The organism is Streptococcus marmotae (assembly GCF_001623565.1).
In the GTDB taxonomy this organism is placed as follows: domain Bacteria; phylum Bacillota; class Bacilli; order Lactobacillales; family Streptococcaceae; genus Streptococcus; species Streptococcus marmotae.
This window is the reverse complement of record NZ_CP015196.1, coordinates 1,632,554-1,650,401: the sequence shown is the minus strand read 5'-3', so window position 1 is coordinate 1,650,401 and position 17,848 is coordinate 1,632,554. Positions and strand designations below refer to the sequence as shown.

Below are 17,848 nucleotides of genomic sequence, written 5' to 3'. Positions count from 1 at the left end.
ATACAAAATCCCTCCTATTAGCCTTATTTTAGTAAGACTATATGAAAAAGCCCCCGCATACAAAAACTGCATGCGAGGGCGTCAATGACACGGTGCCACCTCACTTATGGAAGTGTCTAGAATCCTTCCATATCTCCATCTCCTCTAACAAGGAGGTGCACGGTAAGGGGTGCCAACCGAATTCTCATTGTTTTGAATTCATCTATATCCTCAGCCCATTTCATAAATGTCCGCTACTTGTTCACAATCACCACAAGCTCCCTGAAAACTTCTCATTTACTACTTCTTCTGATTAGTAAACATTATAAAATTTCTCATTTTATTTGTCAATAGGTTTTTGTAAAATTTTTAAAAAATGGTATAATTGGGAAGCAAAGAAAGGGAACACGAACACCACTACTAACTAGAAATATGAGGAATAACCATGTCTTTTGACGGATTTTTTTTACACCACATGACAGAGGAATTGCGAACGGCACTGGAGGGCGGACGAATTCAAAAAATTAACCAGCCTTTTGAGCAAGAAATTGTCCTCCACATCCGGAGCAATCGAGCTAGCCATAAACTCCTTTTATCTGCTCATTCAGTATTTGGCCGCGCCCAACTGACCAAGACAGAATTCACCAATCCCAAAGTCCCCAACACCTTTACCATGATTCTACGGAAATACCTACAAGGAGCAATCATCGAGTCCATTCACCAATGGGAAAATGACCGCATCTTGGAATTTGTCGTATCAAACAAGGACGAAATCGGAGACCATATCAAGGTCAGTTTGATTGTTGAAATCATGGGCAAGCACAGCAACATCATTCTGATTGACAAGACCGAAGAGCGAATCATTGAAGCGATTAAGCACATCGGCTTCTCACAAAATTCTTATCGGACAATTCTACCAGGTTCAAGCTATGTTCGTCCACCTGAGACCAATGCTCACAATCCCTTTACGATCAAGGATGAAAAATTATTTGAAATCTTAAGTACAGAAGACCTCGCTCCCAAGCACCTTCAACGTCTTTTCCAAGGTTTAGGACGAGATACTGCAACAGCCTTGTCTGAACGACTGCTCACGGATAAACTCAAAAATTTCCGCAGTTTTTTTGCCCAAACCTGCCAGCCTAACGTAACGGCTAAATCATACGCTGCTGTTCCTTTTGCAGATAGTCAGGAAGAATTTGCCAGCCTATCAGAACTCCTTGACTTTTATTATCAGGATAAGGCGGAGCGAGACCGTGTTGCCCAACAAGCTCAGGAATTGATCAAACGAGTCGCTAGCGAATTGGACAAGAACCGCAAAAAATTAGGCAAGCAAGAACAAGAACTCCTCGATACTGAAACGGCTGAACTGGTTCGCCAAAAAGGAGAATTGCTGACAACCTACCTGCACCAAGTTCCCAATGACCAAGCTAGTGTGACCCTCGACAATTATTATACCAATGAACCATTGGAGATTGAACTAGACCTTGCGCTCACTCCGAGTCAAAATGCCCAACGTTATTTCAAGAAATACCAGAAATTAAAGGAAGCTGTCAAACACTTAACCAATCTGATTGCAGAAACCAAGGCTAGCATTACCTACTTAGAAAGTGTTGACACCATGCTGGGACAGGCCAGCCTCTCTGAAATTGACGAAATTAGAGAAGAATTGATTGAAACCGGCTATCTCAAACGCCGACATAGGGAGAAAATCGCCAAGCGCCAAAAACCAGAGCGCTATCTAGCAACAGACGGAAAAACGATTATTCTCGTTGGAAAAAATAATCTCCAAAATGATGAATTGACCTTTAAACTGGCAAAAAAAGGCGAATTGTGGTTCCATGCCAAAGACATCCCAGGAAGTCATGTCATTATCACGGATAACCTTAACCCAAGTGACGAAGTTAAGACAGATGCGGCAGAATTGGCAGCCTATTTCTCCAAATCTCGCTACTCCAATCTAGTCCAAGTCGATATGATTGAGGCCAAAAAATTGCACAAGCCAACTGGTGGAAAGCCGGGATTTGTGACCTATCGTGGTCAAAAGACGCTCCGTGTCACACCTGATGAAGCCAAGATTAAAGCCATGAAACAATAACTTCTCCTCACGACAGAAAGGAGGGCAAAATGCGCGAAACCATTAAAAATTATGTCAATGTATGTATCAAAAAAGGCAATCAAATTCTGCTATTGGACCGCCAACATGATGATTTTAAGGGCTGGATTCAGCCAGGGGGCAAGGTTGAATTCCCAGAAAGTTTCTTTGAAGCGGCCGTGCGTGAAGTCAAGGAGGAAACGGGTCTTACCGTTCTCAACTTACAGCTAAAAGGTATCTCTGGCTTTACCAATCCTATCGGAAATGAGCGCTATGTCTACTACGACTTTCTCTGTGAGGATTTTGAGGGCGAGGTCTTGAGCGAATCGCCTGAAGGGACACCCAAGTGGTGGTCGATTGACCAACTTGACCATCTGGACATGCAAGATGATATTCGTGAACGACTGCCCCTCTACTGGCGCAAAGGCTCCTTTGAGCGTATCCACTACTGGGACGAGGAAAAGAGCTGTATTTCTCATACGGAAGAAAAATTGTATGATTAAAAAGATATATTTTTCTTTTTAAGTCGGGTATACTCGCTCTCTAAGCCCTCTAGTTTCACCTCTAGTTTTTTTCTATATAGCCCTCTCAACTTTAGAAGGCTCTCAGACACCAATAGATTTCCTCCAAATAGAGTATTTCTTCTCAAAGAGGTTTTTCAATGAACTAAAATAATAAATTAAGTCTTCATTAGAATTTAAACATACAAAATGGTGGATCAATTTATATTGAATCCACCATTACGATATAGTAGGCAATCATGTAACACTAAGAAAACTAGCTGAAGATAATCTTGAATAATAGAGGTATTATCAAAACAGAAAGGATTCCCACTAGAAATACAAAACATACCCTCCAAAATAATTTATTTTCTCTCATCATTATTTACCCTTCCTTAGCCATACATCTCCGTAGGTGGTGCTTACAATTTGATTATACGCTTTCTGTATGAGAGTTGCAAATACTTATACAAAAAAGAGGTTTTTAACCTCTTTTTGCTTCATATCGCTGAATATCTGCTAAAACTTCCTGCCATATTTCTGGAGAAAAGTAAAATCGCAGTTCTTCCTCAGTATAGTCATCTTCTGGTAAGATTCCACATGTATCTGGTACTTCGAAACCGAGACCACGAAGAACAGCAATCGCAAATTTCCGTGTACCAAACGCCATACCTGTAATGACCCCATCTGACACCAATACTGGACATGGCTTGAAATGCTCTTCATCAAGAAAATCAAAATGATGGACAAAGTCCATAAATAAGCCGCCCGTATAGTCTTTCCCCTTCAGAATCCCTGCTTTTGCAATAAACATGACAGATGATGAGATCGCTGCGAGTAAGTTTTTTCCCGTATCAATTTCTCTCAAAAATCCAATCAAGCGCTCATCATAAAGACTTTTCAGAGGATTCATGGTTCCTGTTAACATCAGACAATCGTAGTCCAAAGGATTGACTTCATCAAAAGAATGTGTCGGCATGACCAAGAGCCCTTCCTCACTCTGAACGACCGCTTGTTCACTTGCTAGATAATCAATTTTCTGACCAAAATCTAAGGACAGTATGGAAATCAACAAACTGATTTCTTGAATAGAACATTGGTCATAGAGGCACAATCCAATTTTCATACGAACACCTCCTAGGAAAAGCATTATGTTATAACAAATTTAGCATATCACTTTATGCAAACGCTGTTAATTCTGACAAAAATACCTATTTCAGTAGCCTAAACTAAAATAAGTGTAAAATAATTACTCCGCCTTGTCAATATCTTCACGTACTTCTTTGGCATTAAATTTAGCAAAGAGGAATTGGCGATCTTGGACAGGAAAGCGTTGGTCTAGCTGATCGACCGCCCCTACTTCTACAAAACCTTGGCTGATGACATAGTCCATGACATGTCCACCAAAGCTGTGGTCATCTGAGATAAAGTGCAGATGATAACCTGCTACGCTCACCCCATGAAAAATTTCAGGTGTCCAAATCCCAACAATCGTTCCTGAAATATCTTCTGCGGTGTATTCTGGTTGATGCGTTGCGACATCTGCAAATTTCATATCTGAAGAAGATTTGGGAATCATTCGGACATGCATTTTTGAAAAATGCCCACGGATTTTTATCGAGCGAAAAAGATTTTCACCGTCATAGTAGGATTCGATTCGTGCCTGTAATTCCTGGTCAGTCATTTCAAAACGTTGCTTAAAGATTACTTCTGCTTGATGAAAAATCACCGCTGCATAAGGCACCTTGACATCATGCGACACTTCGACCACTTCTGGCTGATTCCCAGAACCTTTGGCTTGATAGGCTTTTCCGTCCAGTACAATCAATTCTCCGTCAATGGAATCTAGCGTTCCAAGCCCCAAATCACCGTGTTCTAGCAATTCTCCAACAGTCAAAGAACCGCCGTACAGACCTGCCATTAAGGCACCTAGTGTATTATACTGAAATAATTTATTTGCTTCCATTCCTTATCCCTGATTATAAAATTCCTGCATGACCAAGTCATCTGGTACCAACTGAAGATAACGGCCTGCCATGTGTTTCGCCTTGTCTAACTGACCAATCTGCCGCAAAAGCTCAACGTAATCTGCTAAAAATTCAGGATTTTCAGCCAAGTCCTGCTCTAATTGCTCAAAGAGGGCAAGCGCTTCGTCATCTCTTTCTAAGGCTTGATAGGCTTTTGCAATATTCCAAATGGCTAGGACATGGTCCAATTCTTCCGAGTACAGACTGACAGCTTCCTCATAGCGTTCTTGCTCCAAATAAAGGTTGGTCAAGCGAAGAACTACTTCATTTTCATCCTCACTATCTGTCTTAGCCTGTAAGAGATAGGCTTCCGCCGCCTGCACATCGTGGTCCTCATAAGCATACTGAGAAGCTAATAAAAGAAGAGTTGGGTCATATTCGTTTTTGGCTAGAGCTTTTGCAACCATTTCTCTTGCTTCTGCCAACTTATGCTCTCCATGAAGGGCTTGGGCATACGCATATTCGTAGCCTTCAAATTCTGGATTCATGGTATCAAGCTGTTTGAAATAAAGTGCAGATTTCTGATAATCCTCACGGTCTAACAATAACGTAGCCAACTCAAAAACTGTCTGGTCATCATAGGCTAACTCGACTGCCTTTTCCAAGTAGTCAATCGCTACTTCAAACTTTCCAAGACTAGCATAGGCAAGACCAATCCGCTGGTAAGTCGATACACCTGTCCAGTCATAGATTTCACGATTGTCCAGTTGGGCATAGTACTGAATCGCTTCTTTATACTCTTGTAATTCCATATCTAACTCTGCCAGTCCAAATAAAATGACCGGATCAGCTGATAACTGACTAGCTTCCAAGAGTTTTTCTCTTGCCACATCAGCAAGACCTTCTGATTGGTATAAATCTGCCTTTACAAGCAAGGCCTCTACATAAGAAGGACTAGTCCTGTCAATCGTCTCCAAATAGCCAAAGGCTTCTTCTACCAAGCCATCTTCATTAGCAATTTGAGCTAGCTGAATGGCTAATTCAGGATAAGCCGCTTGCAAATGTAGATAAATCTCTTTTGCCTGTGGTAAAAAACCAATACTTTCCAGATAGGCTGCTAACTCCAACAGCAACTCATCCTCATCTGTCTCTAAGGCACGTTGAAAATATTTCATGGCCTTTGGTAAGTCTTGCTGCTCAAGGCAGACGAGCATTTTTTCACTATTTGTCATTCATTTCCTCAATTACTTCTGTTTCTGGTTCATACAAATCACTATACTCCTTATACCATTCAAAGATTGCTTTCAAGATAACCTTGATAGAGGCATAAATTGGGATTCCTAGCAAGACACCTCCGACACCAAACATCTGACCAGCCGTTAAGAGGACAAATAAAATGGTAATCGGATGAATGTTCAATGAACTACCAATAATCAGTGGCGTTACAAACCGTCCCTCAATTGTCTGCTCCACCGCAAAGACGATGACCACCTTAATCAGCATGAAAGGCCCTGCAATAGCTCCAAGGATAAGTGCAGGAATCATGGCAAGAAAAGATCCCAGATAAGGAATTAAGTTTAAGAAACCGGCTACGATTCCCAAAGTAATCGGATAGCTCAGTCCAATAACGGTAAACATAATCGAAAACATCAAGGCAACAATAGCTGCAACTGTCACTTGACCACGTACATAATTAGACAATTGACTGTTGACATCCGTCAAGACATTGCCGATTGATGTCCGCCATTTGGTCGGCAAATATTTGGTAATATGGGCCTTGAGGTGTTGCCCGTCCCGCAAGAGGTAAAAGAGAATAAAGGGCATAATCAAGACCGCTACAACTACTTGTGAGGTTGCACTAATCAATTCCTTGGCCCAATCAACCGCACTAGATGATAACTTTTGCGCAAAGGAAATAATATGGCTGTTGACATTTTCTAACATGTCCAATGCCGTTGGTCGAAACTGCTCAAACCGATCATCCTGTAATAGGGCTGTCACCTGTGACTCAATGTCTTGAATATAGACTGGAAGATTCCTAGCAAAACTCACTACCTGTTTCTGGATACTTGGAATGGCAACAGCCAAGCCCCAGACCAAGAGAAAGGCGATTATGACAAAGAGAATCCCAATCGCAACTGTTCGTGATACCTTGTATTTCTCCAAGATATCAACAATGGGATTGAGCAAATAATAGAGCAATCCTGTCAACAACATCGGAAGGAGAATAATTTCTAGGAAACTACCAATTGGGCTAAAAATAAAACTAATCTTTGTCAAAACCAAAATGGTTAGTAAAACCAACAGGGTAACGAGGAAAAATGTCACAGCCTGATTGTTGACAAACCATTTAAAAAACCAAGAAGTTGAAAACTTTTGCTTCTGTTCGTCCATAGTGCACCTCTTTCATGTATTTTTCTCTATTATACCACGTATCCCCTATTTTCGTGTGTTAGAAATCATGGATTGGAGGGACTTTCTTTTAAAAATATGGTATAATTTGACATACTAGAATATGAAATGTGAGGAATGAATGATGACACTTTATTTTGGAACTTACACAAAACGAGCTTCTGAGGGGATCTACGCTGTAGATTTTAATGCAGAAACAGGAGAATTAAGTAATCGCCGCTTAATTGCGTCTGAGCCAAATCCGACCTATCTAGCCTTTTCAAACGATCACTTTCTCTACACAGTTGGTGCCGAAGATTCCCAAGGAGGATTGGCTGCATTTACACCAAACTTGGGACTCATCAATCATGCAGTTGAAGAAGGCGCCCCCCACTGCTATGTATCTGTAGATGATAAGCGTCAGCTTGTCTACGGCGCCAACTACCATAAAGGACAAGTGCTTGTCTATAAACGCTTAGAAAACGGCGGACTCGCATTAGCCGATTGCCAACAACACGAGGGTTCTGAGCCACACCCAAACCAAGCTAGTGCTCACGTTCATTTCGCTGATTTGACTCCTGACAATTATCTCGTTACCTGCGATTTAGGACTAGACGAAGTCGTCACCTACACCGTCTCTGACCAAGGTAAGCTTGCCCCTCTCGCCCGATATCAGGCAACACCAGGAGCTGGTCCACGTCACATTACCTTCCATCCAACAGCGAAGATTGCCTATCTGATCTGTGAATTGAACTCCACCATTGAAGTCCTCATCTATGACGGACTGGGAGAATTTGAGCTTATGCAGACCATTTCCACCTTGCCGAGTGACTACACAGACTTTAATGGGACAGCAGCCATCCGCCTCTCATCTGATGGAAAATTCCTTTACGGATCCAACCGTGGACATGATTCGATTGCTGTTTACAAGGTGCTTGGCGATGCTAGCCTTGAGTTGGTTGAAATCGTACCAAGTCTTGGCAAAACACCACGTGATTTTATCTTGAGTCCTGACAATCGTTTCATCATTGTCGCCCACCAAGATTCCGATAATGTTAGTATCTTTCATCGCGATAGTGAAACTGGAAAACTAACCAACCTATCTTCTGATTTTATCGTACCAGAAGCCGTTGCTGTCACATTTGCATAAGGAAAACAGGGACAGTCTGTAAGTATAAATCACTTTCCCCAATCCAACTGTCTAAACCATAAAATAAGGCTGGCTGCTTTTTGCTCCAGCTTTATTTTTATAGTAGTTTATCCAACTCACTCAACTGCTGAATGGTGACATCACTTTCTAGTGTTGTATTTGGACAGTCATGTGGACCCATTCCTTGTAAAAGATGTATCGTTCGCATTCCAGCTGCCTTTGCGGGCAGAATATCATTGTCCATACGATCTCCGATGTAGATACATTCTTCTGCTGGAGTCGCAACTTGTTTTAAAGCAACATCAAAAATCGCTCGGTCAGGTTTTTTGTAACCAACTTCTTCCGAACAGACAATGATATCAAAGAAATGACGAATCCCAAATGCTTCCAATCGCTCCTCTAAGCCTCGTCCTTGATTAGCAATAATCCCCAAGTGATAGAACTGGCTAAGATAGTTCAAAGTCGGAATGACATCTGGATAGAGTATCTCATCCACATGCTTCCATCTAGGACGTAGACTGGCTGGCAAACCATACCAAGACCAGGCACTTCTGATAGGGGCTTCTCCAAGTGCTGCCATCTCTTTCATTTTTTCTAAAAATTCTGCCGCAGACACCTGCTTTCCATGATCTCGTAAAACCAGTGCACACTCATTTGCAAATCGCTGATAAGAGACTGTTTCATCTACCAAAGTCGACCCTACATCAAAAAATATCCAGCGGATCATCTGTCTTCCTCCTATTTCCGCAAAAAAAGATGAGATTCCTCCCATCCTTTTTCATTATTTACCGAGTTTAGCTTTTGCTGCATCTGCAAGTGCTGTGAAAGCAGCTGCGTCATTTACAGCAAGGTCAGCCAACATTTTACGGTTTACTTCAATTTCAGCCAATTTCAAACCATGCATCAATTGTGAGTATGACAAACCATTCATGCGAGCTGCCGCGTTGATACGAGTGATCCACAATTTACGGAAATCACGTTTTTTCTGACGACGGTCACGGTATGCATAGTAGTAAGAGTTCATTACTTGTTCTTTTGCAGTACGGAACAAGATGTGTTTTGCACCATAGTAACCTTTAGCTAATTTTAAAATACGTTTACGGCGTTTGCGTGATACAACGCCACCTTTAACACGTGCCATTTAATTTTCCTCCGAATAATTCTCTAATTTCTAGTAGTTCGACTTATTTAAGTCCTGTAAGCATTGCTTTGATACGTTTGAAGTCACCTGAATGTACCATTGCTGCTTTGCGAAGGTGACGACGTTGTTTTTTAGTTTTTCCGTGGAAACGGTGTGAAGTATAAGCGCGGAAGCGTTTCAATCCACCAGAACCTGTACGTTTGAAACGTTTAGCTGATGCGCGGTGAGTTTTTTGTTTTGGCATTTTAATTCTCCTTTTGCTTAGTAAGCCTATTTTTTCTCTGAAGCTGGTGCAAGCTGCATGAACATCTGACGTCCATCCATCTTAGCTCTTTGCTCAATAATCGCAATATCTTGCGTTGCTTCAGCAAATTCTGCCAAGACTTTTGCCCCAACTTCCTTGTGAGTAATCATCCGTCCTTTAAAACGGATTGATACTTTCACTTTATTTCCTTTTTCAAGGAATTTACGGGCATTACGAAGTTTTGTATCAAAGTCTCCCTTATCAATAGTCGGACTAAGACGTACTTCCTTGACCGTCACAACGCTTTGTTTTTTGCGTTGCTCTTTTTGTTTTTTCTGATACTCAAATTTGAACTTACCATAGTCCATAATTTTCGCAACAGGTGGTTTAGCTTGCGGTTGAATCAACACTAAATCAACGTTAGCACTATCAGCTATCGCTTGGGCTTCGTTGAGTTGTTTAATTCCTAACTGTTCACCCTCGAGACCGATAAGACGAACTTCACGCACACGAATTTCATCATTGATGAACAAATCTTGCTTTGCTATGGCTTTCACCTCATTTTAATTTTTTCGAGAAAAGTGAAACGGACTTGCTAACATACAAGTCCGTCACTACATCATTATCTTTCCGAAGAAAACTTAATACGTAGAGCCAGACAACGTTAGTCGCAAGGCGAGAAGTTCTCACTTCTGCTTTTCCCAATGCATATAGTATAGCATCATCTGTTCTACTTGTCAAGAATTTCTTTTGCTTTTTCTGAAATAAATTCAACCACACCCTCAATCGACACCCCTGTCGTATCAAATGTAATGGCATCATCTGCCGCTTTCAGAGGGGAGACAGCTCTCGTACTATCTTTATGATCTCGAAGAGCGATTTCTTCTTTCAAGCGTTCTAGATCAGTCGGAATACCTTTTTCCTGATTTTCCCTAAAGCGGCGTAAGGCTCTTTCCTCTACTGAAGCAATTAAGAAGATTTTTAATTCTGCTTCTGGAAGGACAACAGTCCCAATATCACGACCATCCATCACAATGCCACCTTGAGCGGCAATCTTGCGTTGCAAATCAACCAATTTCTTACGAATTGGGGCAAGAGCAGATACCCAAGAAACGTTATTGGTGACATCATTTTCTCGAATAGCATGTGTAACATCAACATCTCCGACAAATACCAGCTGCTCCCCAGCTTTATTTCGTCCAAAAGCAATCGGATACTCCTCCAACAAAGAAAGAATTTCTGCTGTATCTTCTTGGGTTAATTGGTGACGGAGAGCTAAGTAAGTAACTGCACGATACATCGCTCCTGTATCCAAATAAGTATAATCAAAGGCTTTTGCGATAATCTTTGCAACGGTGCTTTTTCCACTTGAAGCAGGGCCATCTATGGCGATTTGAATTGATTTCATAATTCCTCTTATTTAATTTTTACAATATCACCTGGGTTTGCCCACCAAGTGCCACCAGGACCAGTCAACTTATCTGGGTTCAAGCGCTCTAGTTCAGCAATTGAAATTCCTGCGCGCTCCGCAATTGAAGCCTCTCCTTCACCAGCTTGAACGGATAAAGTAGTTCCCTCAGTTGCGCTAGAACTTGAAGTAGTTGACGACTGCTCCGTTGACTCTTCTGTCGACGTAGAGCTTGAGGTCGATGATGAACTTGTTGAGCTTGAACTGCTTGTGCTAGTTGCAGATCCATCTGCCTTACTCTGACTGCTAGTATTGTAAAACTCTTTTGTAGAATCTGTCTTGCTTCCTCCACTAGAGAGGTAGATGCCAATCACCGTAATCAGCAAAACAATAATCACAAATACAATTCCTAAAATCGTGAAGAACATCGAATTTGACTTTCCTCGACTCGAGCGACTTCTTCTGCTCTCATCTGCACCTTCATAAATTTCTTCGTTCCATGGTTCTTGTGACATATCAATCTTTCTCCTTGTTTTTTTTATAAAATCTCATTACAATAATACTATGAAAATAAAACTATATCCAGAAAAATGTATCGCCTGTGGTCTATGCCAAACCTATTCTGACATATTTGACTATGACGATGAAGGAATTGTCCTCCTTGCTCATACCGATGAAGACAGCGCCATTTATCCTGATGAACCAGCTATTCTCCAAGCAGTCAAATCCTGCCCCACCAAAGCCATCACATCAGACTGACTTTCGCGTATGCTCTGCATAATACTCCTCAAAATAATCCTGAGTAACAAGATGATCCGTTAAAACAATTTCACCTTGAAAGTGAGTATTTAAGGCCAAAGCATTGATAAAGTATTTTTTAGGCCACTTACGAATATAGTATACCTGCCCACTTGGCATATCATCCGAAAATATCTTAATGAACAGATACGTCACCTCTATTTTAGAAATGGTTGCGATCTGTATTTTTTTTGATGTAATCGGATTAGCTGACGCAATTTTTAAGTACTCGTCATCAATAACAAAATAGCGGTGCCAACCAATGCCAAACATGATAATCACCAGTAAAAATAATTGAATAATGGTGTTTGAAATACGAGCCCGCTCAAGTACAAGGGACAAGGCAATAAATGCCGGAGTAATCGTCAATGACCAATAAATAATCGACCAGGATAACTCTGGTTGCCAATGATATCTTACACGACCAAATATCTTAATCATATCGCCCTCCTACTATATAGTATACCATAAAATTAAAAAAGAGACTGGGCAAAAAGCACCAAAACCAATAAATTTTATAGTTTAATCAGTTTGATGTATTAGTTGACTAGGTGTATAAAACGTCAATAAATCAACACTCTACAAACCTAGTCAACCCTAGGATTACAAAATCAATTTCAGCTTCACTCCCTTTGCATATACCTATTCTAAAATCCAAGTAGATTCTTCATACAACTACATTAGCTGCTACTCTAAAATTTGATCCAATACGATTCATAAATATTTATTTTATAAGTTACAAAATTTGAGCTATCATACACAATAGGTAAAAACTGGCTGGTAAGATTAGTAATACCATAGCGTATTGATAAACTTTTGAATCGAAAATATACTTTCTAGGAATATAAGTAAGAAGTAATAAAAAATATGGTAAAAAGTACCTAGGTTGAACTCCTTCTATAACACTTGAACCTACTATGGAAAACTGCAAATATAAAATGAGAAAGGTAGCTGTAACTATTCCCACAAAAGAAATAATCTTACTAAATTGTACTAGTGATAATAATCTATTTTCCTTCATAAACGTATAATGTTTGTCCTGAATAAAAGTTGTAAAAATTAAACCTGCAATATAAAGAGTTATATATACATTAGGTATACTTTGAAAAATAGGATTATTGGCATACCCAAGCTGCATACTTGTATAATCATAAGATATGAGAGCAAAAAGATATATTTTTATAAACTGAGGAATGTTTGAAATAATATAATGGAGTTGCTGTTTCATATCTGTATTACGTCCAAAATATGCTCCTGTATTTATATGTCGAACAGCCATAATCCACGCAAATACGAATAAAATTGATAGGAATGTCGCAATTAACAAATAAATTAATTGTTTTTTAGTAATCAGTTTTTGAATTCTTAAAAAGTATATCAGTGGAAATACAGACAAAAGAATAAAGAAAGCAGGTATTTTAGCAACTGATAATAACAATATGATTATTGAAAACTTAACTACATCAGACTTTCTTACTTGAATCTGTTTCAGAGAACTATATATTATTTTCACCATATACGAAATAAATAGAATAACAATAACATTTGTAAAAGTATCCGCTGTAATCGCACTAAAACCAACAAAAAGGGTAGGATGCAGTGTAAAACCAGCAAGTGTCAACTTACTAAATGGCAAAGAACGAATAGCATATAATAAAACAATATAAGCAAATAATAAGCCTCCAATCCTAACAAAAATAAACTCTGCAACTGGAGATAATTGGAACAGTCTACCAATCCATAAAGGTAAATAGTAAGGAGAATATATGAGAGGATTATAAGGAACAGCACTTGTTGTTTCTTTAAATACCGACTGGTCGCTAAATTCCAAAGATTGTTGGCGTTTTATCCACTGTAAACCAAAATAGGATTCTCCATTAGGATTAGCAATCAAGTCAAAATCTTCATCCATAAATTCAGCTTGTGATATCGAAACATTTCCTCCATATCTATCCACTGAATCTACTGATTTTTCTAAAATATTACCCTGAGATAATTGTATGGCTCTATAATAATGAATTTGTTCATCTGGCCAAGAAGCAGGCATTCTCATAAAAACTGAAAAAAGAGAAAGTGAAAAACTAATCGCTAAAAACAGCACAACTAATTTCCCTTGCCAACTCTCTTCTATTTTTAAAAAAATACTACACGTTTTTAACATACTCATCTCCCTTGTTTTTATATTTCTTTCTAACCAGCATATAAAGAATCCAGCTACACAAAGCATACGTAAACATCAGAATGCAAAAGCAAATACTCGCACCTAAAATACCACCTGTATAAATAAATCTATCGGTTAATAATTTAGACAAAACTAACAAAATAATAAAAACAATAGGTAGAATATGCTGTCTTCTAAAAATCGTTAGGATATTTTCTATAATTACTCCAAAAGAATACAGTACTCCAGACAAAACAAGTATTCCTAATGAAAGTCGCTCGGAACTCAAATTCACTGCAAAAACTAGACTTAAAACATCTACTCCAATAATATAGGCAGCAATCGAAATAAACAACCCCACTACAAACAGCAAGAGAATAATCTTTCGAAATATTTTATTGAATGAATGATATTTTTTTTCACTCCATAAAATTGCCATCTGCGTAATCAATGGACGAATTACTAAGATAATTAAACTCATAAAAAATACTGGCATAAAAAGAATATTGTAATTTCTCTGCATACCTTCCGGTAAAACACCTAATCTCATTCCTCTCTCAATTGCTAACTTAGGCTCATTAAAAATAATATTAATCAAAAATCCATTAATAAACAACGGGAAACATTCTTTTAAAATTTTTAATGCATAGTTAGCTGTAGAAATTTTAAAGAGACTAAAAATATTTAAAGGTTCAAAAAATAAACTTGTTCTTAAATCAAATAAGATAAAAAAGATAAAATTAAAAAAAGATACTACAATAAAGGAAAGCAATAAAGACTTAGACAGAAGGAGACACATATATAATGATCCAACGCTTATAATATAGCGATAAGTCATATATTTACCAGCAATATCCAATCGCTCATATTTTTGAAACTGCCCTTGACATAAATCCGAAAAAACATCAGATAAACGGTATAGTATGATAAAAATTGCTATATGAAAAGAATCTGATAGCCATTCATATCCATTAATCAATAAATAAGGAATAAGTGTCAAAAACATGAGTACAGAAGTAATCATACGAGCAAGAAAATACTGATTAAAATTGTATCTATGGTTGACATCTGTCCCTTGAAAATTTCTAATCTGGAAAAGACCTATAATGACCCATAAATTACCTATTGAGTAAGATAAGCTAAAATCATCCGCCACTTCAGAACTTGATAAACGTGTCACAATTAGTAAGTAAATGACAGACACTGATGCAGCAGATATATTACCTAATAAATTCCAAATATAAACGGACTTAGCATTCACTCTATTTTTCATTTTTATTCTCTAATGCCATCTTTTGAGCTAGTTTTCTAATTTGAATAGATTGTTTTGAGATAATACAGGTTAAAGAAAAAACTAAACAAATCAAGAAAAAGATACTAATAAAAAATATCAAATTACTAGGAACTTCTACTCCTAGTAAATTTGATGAAACCTCTAAAATAGGAGGGAACCATACGAGAGGAAGAGATAAGAGTGATAATAATATCCAAGAAAAGGCATTCTTCATTTCTATATCTTTTTTTACTACCATACGTACTAAATAAAAAAGAAATAGAACATCTAATAATGTTACCCATATTTTAATCATAACTTCTATATCCTCCATTTAACTTTGCAATGAGCATAGCCATAGAAACTTTTATCATATAGTAGATTGACCTATTTAATGTTATTGACGACGTTCCATGCTCTCGGCTATTCATTACCACTGGAATTTCTTTTATAGTAAAACCTGATTCTAATAATGCGACAATTGTTTCTGGCTCAGGATAATCAGTAGGATAATGATCAGCAAACAATTTAATAATCTTTTCATTCACCAAACGCAATCCAGAAGTAGGATCTGTAATCTTTTTCTTCGTCAATAGTTTAATTAATTTTTCTAAAAATGAAATCCCTATTCTACGAGAAAGAGAAGATTGAAAGCCCTCTTTTTCAATAAATCTAGAACCTATCACCATGTCCAAAGCATTTTCTCGTAGTAGCTCAAGCATAGCTTTAATATACCTTGGATTATGTTGGCCATCACCATCAATTTGTACAGCATATTTATAACCTCTTTCCAAGGCATATTTATAACCAGTTTGAACAGCTCCTCCAATGCCTAAATTGATTGGTAAATCGATAACATTATAGAGACTTTCTCGACATATCTCTAGAGTATCATCAGTGGAACAATCATTGATAATCACGTAATCAAATTCCTCTGCTTCTTCTTTTATCATTCCAACTGTTTTGTGCAAATTTCCGCTCTCATTATATGCTGGAATGATAATTAATAAATCTGAACGCTTCATTTTTCCTCCTATATATTTATATTAACTCCATTTATTATAGTTAATGTTATGGATATCGAGAAGCAGAATAATAATCTACAACTCTAGTTTCTAAATCCGATAATTGCTGTTCGCTAAAAGTTGTAATATTTCCATTTAACGTAGAATAATAATCGACACCTGAAATAAATGTTGTTTCAAAAACATTAGAGTCATCCGCTTGAGAAAATAAAGAACGACCTAAGAAATGATTTGGTTGCGATACATCAATATAGTCCAAAATTGTTGGCGCAAGATTGATTGAGTTTCTACCTGCTACATCGATTTTTTGGGGCTCAATTCCTTTATAGTAAAAAAATAAAGGGATCTTGTCTACATGACCAAGCGATCTACTAAAATCTGGAAATGCCTGCTTGTATTCATCGTCTACATACGTTGCGTGATCTGTTGTAAAAATAATAATAGTATTATTTGACCACTCACTCTCTTTAAACTTTTCTATAAATCTTCCAAATTGATTATCTAAATCAAAAAATCTATTTAGTACGTGATTAGATCCATCACCATAGTTCCTGTCAAAAGAATCCATGCCTACATGAGTACCAAATGTATACATCGTAATTAAAAACGGAGAAGAATCCGACTGTTCTGATAATAACTGAAATAATTGATTGTAAGCATCTTCATCTGATAATATATCTTTATTTTCTGTCAATTGACCTTGTTTAAAATTGTCAAATTGAAAATTCTTTAGATATTCTGTAAACTCTTTGTTCTTAGGCTCTGTATTTAAAAATGACGTCTTATAATCTTCCATTTTTAAAATACTCTGCACAGATTCTAGGTAATTAGAATCTGAATTATCCAATTGATATCCTGAATACAATTGTCCAATCAAACCCTTATAGGTAGCAAAAGTATGATTATAATAATTATCAAATTGTAAAGCCTCTTGCTGAATTCTATAAAGATTTGGCATAACATTACGTTCATCATTAATAATATGTTGCGACAATCCCTCGGTAAATAATAAAATCACATTAGGATGTTCAGGTAAATTATCTGGTTTTTTGACAAAATCAGAAATTTCTTTATTGAAAAACTTCTCACTTAATTGTTGCTGGGATTCATCTAATTGTAGATGAGTTTTATCTAAAATTTTTATATAATCTATACCATTTTTAGCCAAAGAATATACCCCACCTAACGGTTCATAAAATTCCTGTTGACTTATGAAATAGATAGGAGTTAATGCTGCAAAAACTAGCAAAATATTTATGAAAAAGGTAAATTTAGGGATTCTCTGGGAAAAGATCTTTCTGAGAGACACATATCTAATTGGAAGAAAGCTAAAAAATAATAATAAAAAGATTCCTAATAAAAAAACATCGCTTCTTCCTTTTAATGCTTCCCACGAAGTAATATTCATAACCATAGTCAAAGTTACAAAACTATTGCCGAAACAAAGCACCAGAATTTCTATATTAAAAAGTAAGATTAGAATATTATTTACTAAATAACCTATCCACTTGTTCTTTGAAACTAAAATGTTTGATAGCCAAAAGATTAATGTTAGCTCACACAAAGAAACTAGTACAAAATAGATATCCCCTGTTGTCACAAAAGACAGAATCGTTACAATTGTAGAAAATAGATACTTCAAAACTGTCAAAAAAATTTTTTTGTATTTTCTAACTAGTTTACTGAAAACCTCAAATACAGCTTTATCGTCTATCATAT

20 protein-coding genes and 1 other annotated feature are annotated in these 17,848 nt (G+C 37.5%); of the genes, 4 read left to right on the top strand and 16 right to left on the bottom strand.

Translation table 11 applies throughout. From position 1 onward, the window contains the following. The first annotated feature begins 424 nt into the window (after positions 1-424). The gene (locus tag A4H00_RS08255) at positions 425-2,074 is read left to right on the top strand and encodes an Rqc2 family fibronectin-binding protein (protein WP_067089351.1); all 1,650 of its coding nucleotides are present in this window, start codon (positions 425-427) and stop codon (positions 2,072-2,074) included. 29 nt (positions 2,075-2,103) lie between these two features. Beyond that, positions 2,104-2,574, top strand: coding sequence for an 8-oxo-dGTP diphosphatase (locus tag A4H00_RS08250; protein WP_067089348.1), 471 nt, complete (start codon positions 2,104-2,106; stop codon positions 2,572-2,574). A gap of 481 nt (positions 2,575-3,055) precedes the next feature. Here the strand turns inward: A4H00_RS08250 and A4H00_RS08245 are convergent, their stop codons facing one another. From A4H00_RS08245 to A4H00_RS08230, 4 genes are all read right to left on the bottom strand, one after another. After that, positions 3,056-3,697 (bottom strand): DJ-1/PfpI family protein, encoded by a 642-nt coding sequence (locus A4H00_RS08245; RefSeq protein WP_067089344.1) that lies wholly within the window; start codon positions 3,695-3,697, stop codon positions 3,056-3,058. A 123-nt stretch (positions 3,698-3,820) separates the two neighbouring features. Beyond that, positions 3,821-4,537 (bottom strand): acetolactate decarboxylase, encoded by a 717-nt coding sequence (budA, locus tag A4H00_RS08240; protein ID WP_067089339.1) that lies wholly within the window; start codon positions 4,535-4,537, stop codon positions 3,821-3,823. A 3-nt stretch (positions 4,538-4,540) separates the two neighbouring features. After that, entirely contained in the window at positions 4,541-5,770 is a 1,230-nt protein-coding gene (locus A4H00_RS08235; RefSeq protein ID WP_067089336.1) for a tetratricopeptide repeat protein, read from the bottom strand. Next, positions 5,760-6,932 carry an AI-2E family transporter gene (locus tag A4H00_RS08230; RefSeq protein ID WP_067089332.1) on the bottom strand — a complete coding sequence of 391 codons (1,173 nt, stop codon included), beginning with the start codon at positions 6,930-6,932 and terminating at the stop codon, positions 5,760-5,762. Before A4H00_RS08230 ends, A4H00_RS08235 begins: the two co-directional genes overlap by 11 nt. Before the next feature lie 142 nt (positions 6,933-7,074). On the opposite strand from A4H00_RS08230, the gene A4H00_RS08225 reads away from it, so the two are divergent. Continuing rightward, positions 7,075-8,079, top strand: coding sequence for a lactonase family protein (locus tag A4H00_RS08225; protein ID WP_067089328.1), 1,005 nt, complete (start codon positions 7,075-7,077; stop codon positions 8,077-8,079). Between the two features lie 97 nt (positions 8,080-8,176). Here A4H00_RS08225 and A4H00_RS08220 read toward each other — a convergent pair whose 3' ends face one another. The 6 genes from A4H00_RS08220 to A4H00_RS08195 form a co-directional block, all read right to left on the bottom strand. Then, positions 8,177-8,806 (bottom strand): HAD family hydrolase, encoded by a 630-nt coding sequence (locus A4H00_RS08220; protein ID WP_082815619.1) that lies wholly within the window; start codon positions 8,804-8,806, stop codon positions 8,177-8,179. Positions 8,807-8,860: 54 nt separating this feature from the next. Continuing rightward, entirely contained in the window at positions 8,861-9,220 is a 360-nt protein-coding gene (gene rplT, locus A4H00_RS08215) for a 50S ribosomal protein L20 (protein ID WP_000124834.1), read from the bottom strand. 43 nt (positions 9,221-9,263) lie between these two features. Continuing rightward, positions 9,264-9,464 (bottom strand): 50S ribosomal protein L35, encoded by a 201-nt coding sequence (gene rpmI, locus A4H00_RS08210; protein ID WP_003025048.1) that lies wholly within the window; start codon positions 9,462-9,464, stop codon positions 9,264-9,266. 26 nt (positions 9,465-9,490) lie between these two features. Continuing rightward, entirely contained in the window at positions 9,491-10,021 is a 531-nt protein-coding gene (gene infC / locus A4H00_RS08205) for a translation initiation factor IF-3 (RefSeq protein ID WP_067089320.1), read from the bottom strand. A gap of 15 nt (positions 10,022-10,036) precedes the next feature. Further along, positions 10,037-10,168, bottom strand: a sequence feature (ribosomal protein L20 leader region). Between the two features lie 26 nt (positions 10,169-10,194). Further along, on the bottom strand, positions 10,195-10,872 hold the full coding sequence (gene cmk / locus A4H00_RS08200; protein ID WP_067089315.1) for a (d)CMP kinase: 678 nt from the start codon (positions 10,870-10,872) through the stop codon (positions 10,195-10,197). A gap of 8 nt (positions 10,873-10,880) precedes the next feature. Further along, positions 10,881-11,387, bottom strand: coding sequence for an SAG1386/EF1546 family surface-associated protein (locus A4H00_RS08195; protein ID WP_067089310.1), 507 nt, complete (start codon positions 11,385-11,387; stop codon positions 10,881-10,883). A gap of 49 nt (positions 11,388-11,436) precedes the next feature. Here A4H00_RS08195 and A4H00_RS08190 point away from each other — a divergent pair, with 49 nt between their 5' ends. Next, positions 11,437-11,631 (top strand): ferredoxin, encoded by a 195-nt coding sequence (locus A4H00_RS08190; RefSeq protein ID WP_067089307.1) that lies wholly within the window; start codon positions 11,437-11,439, stop codon positions 11,629-11,631. On the opposite strand, the gene A4H00_RS08185 is transcribed toward A4H00_RS08190, so the two are convergent. The 6 genes from A4H00_RS08185 to A4H00_RS08160 form a co-directional block, all read right to left on the bottom strand. Continuing rightward, positions 11,623-12,111: an EbsA family protein gene (locus A4H00_RS08185; protein WP_067089302.1), complete on the bottom strand. Its 489-nt coding sequence runs from the start codon at positions 12,109-12,111 to the stop codon at positions 11,623-11,625. The genes A4H00_RS08190 and A4H00_RS08185 overlap by 9 nt on opposite strands. 295 nt (positions 12,112-12,406) lie before the next feature. Beyond that, positions 12,407-13,831 carry a DUF2142 domain-containing protein gene (locus A4H00_RS08180; RefSeq protein ID WP_067089297.1) on the bottom strand — a complete coding sequence of 475 codons (1,425 nt, stop codon included), beginning with the start codon at positions 13,829-13,831 and terminating at the stop codon, positions 12,407-12,409. After that, positions 13,815-15,104 carry a lipopolysaccharide biosynthesis protein gene (locus A4H00_RS08175; RefSeq protein WP_067089293.1) on the bottom strand — a complete coding sequence of 430 codons (1,290 nt, stop codon included), beginning with the start codon at positions 15,102-15,104 and terminating at the stop codon, positions 13,815-13,817. Before A4H00_RS08175 ends, A4H00_RS08180 begins: the two co-directional genes overlap by 17 nt. Next, entirely contained in the window at positions 15,094-15,420 is a 327-nt protein-coding gene (locus tag A4H00_RS08170; RefSeq protein ID WP_067089288.1) for a DUF2304 domain-containing protein, read from the bottom strand. Before A4H00_RS08170 ends, A4H00_RS08175 begins: the two co-directional genes overlap by 11 nt. Beyond that, entirely contained in the window at positions 15,413-16,129 is a 717-nt protein-coding gene (locus A4H00_RS08165; RefSeq protein ID WP_067089285.1) for a glycosyltransferase family 2 protein, read from the bottom strand. The genes A4H00_RS08170 and A4H00_RS08165 overlap by 8 nt, the downstream gene beginning before the upstream one ends. A 46-nt stretch (positions 16,130-16,175) precedes the next feature. Beyond that, a complete protein-coding gene (locus A4H00_RS08160; protein WP_067089281.1) occupies positions 16,176-17,846 on the bottom strand; it encodes an LTA synthase family protein in 1,671 nt (556 codons plus the stop codon). Between the last annotated feature and the right edge of the window lie 2 nt (positions 17,847-17,848).

Coding starts and splice junctions, on each gene's coding strand:
- A4H00_RS08255 (WP_067089351.1), top strand. CDS start 425: ATGTCTTTTGACGGATTTTTTTTACACCACATGACAGAGGAATTGCGA.
- A4H00_RS08250 (WP_067089348.1), top strand. CDS start 2,104: ATGCGCGAAACCATTAAAAATTATGTCAATGTATGTATCAAAAAAGGC.
- A4H00_RS08245 (WP_067089344.1), bottom strand. CDS start 3,697: ATGAAAATTGGATTGTGCCTCTATGACCAATGTTCTATTCAAGAAATC.
- budA (WP_067089339.1), bottom strand. CDS start 4,537: ATGGAAGCAAATAAATTATTTCAGTATAATACACTAGGTGCCTTAATG.
- A4H00_RS08235 (WP_067089336.1), bottom strand. CDS start 5,770: ATGACAAATAGTGAAAAAATGCTCGTCTGCCTTGAGCAGCAAGACTTA.
- A4H00_RS08230 (WP_067089332.1), bottom strand. CDS start 6,932: ATGGACGAACAGAAGCAAAAGTTTTCAACTTCTTGGTTTTTTAAATGG.
- A4H00_RS08225 (WP_067089328.1), top strand. CDS start 7,075: ATGACACTTTATTTTGGAACTTACACAAAACGAGCTTCTGAGGGGATC.
- A4H00_RS08220 (WP_082815619.1), bottom strand. CDS start 8,806: ATGATCCGCTGGATATTTTTTGATGTAGGGTCGACTTTGGTAGATGAA.
- rplT (WP_000124834.1), bottom strand. CDS start 9,220: ATGGCACGTGTTAAAGGTGGCGTTGTATCACGCAAACGCCGTAAACGT.
- rpmI (WP_003025048.1), bottom strand. CDS start 9,464: ATGCCAAAACAAAAAACTCACCGCGCATCAGCTAAACGTTTCAAACGT.
- cmk (WP_067089315.1), bottom strand. CDS start 10,872: ATGAAATCAATTCAAATCGCCATAGATGGCCCTGCTTCAAGTGGAAAA.
- A4H00_RS08195 (WP_067089310.1), bottom strand. CDS start 11,387: ATGTCACAAGAACCATGGAACGAAGAAATTTATGAAGGTGCAGATGAG.
- A4H00_RS08190 (WP_067089307.1), top strand. CDS start 11,437: ATGAAAATAAAACTATATCCAGAAAAATGTATCGCCTGTGGTCTATGC.
- A4H00_RS08185 (WP_067089302.1), bottom strand. CDS start 12,111: ATGATTAAGATATTTGGTCGTGTAAGATATCATTGGCAACCAGAGTTA.
- A4H00_RS08180 (WP_067089297.1), bottom strand. CDS start 13,831: ATGTTAAAAACGTGTAGTATTTTTTTAAAAATAGAAGAGAGTTGGCAA.
- A4H00_RS08175 (WP_067089293.1), bottom strand. CDS start 15,104: ATGAAAAATAGAGTGAATGCTAAGTCCGTTTATATTTGGAATTTATTA.
- A4H00_RS08170 (WP_067089288.1), bottom strand. CDS start 15,420: ATGATTAAAATATGGGTAACATTATTAGATGTTCTATTTCTTTTTTAT.
- A4H00_RS08165 (WP_067089285.1), bottom strand. CDS start 16,129: ATGAAGCGTTCAGATTTATTAATTATCATTCCAGCATATAATGAGAGC.
- A4H00_RS08160 (WP_067089281.1), bottom strand. CDS start 17,846: ATGATAGACGATAAAGCTGTATTTGAGGTTTTCAGTAAACTAGTTAGA.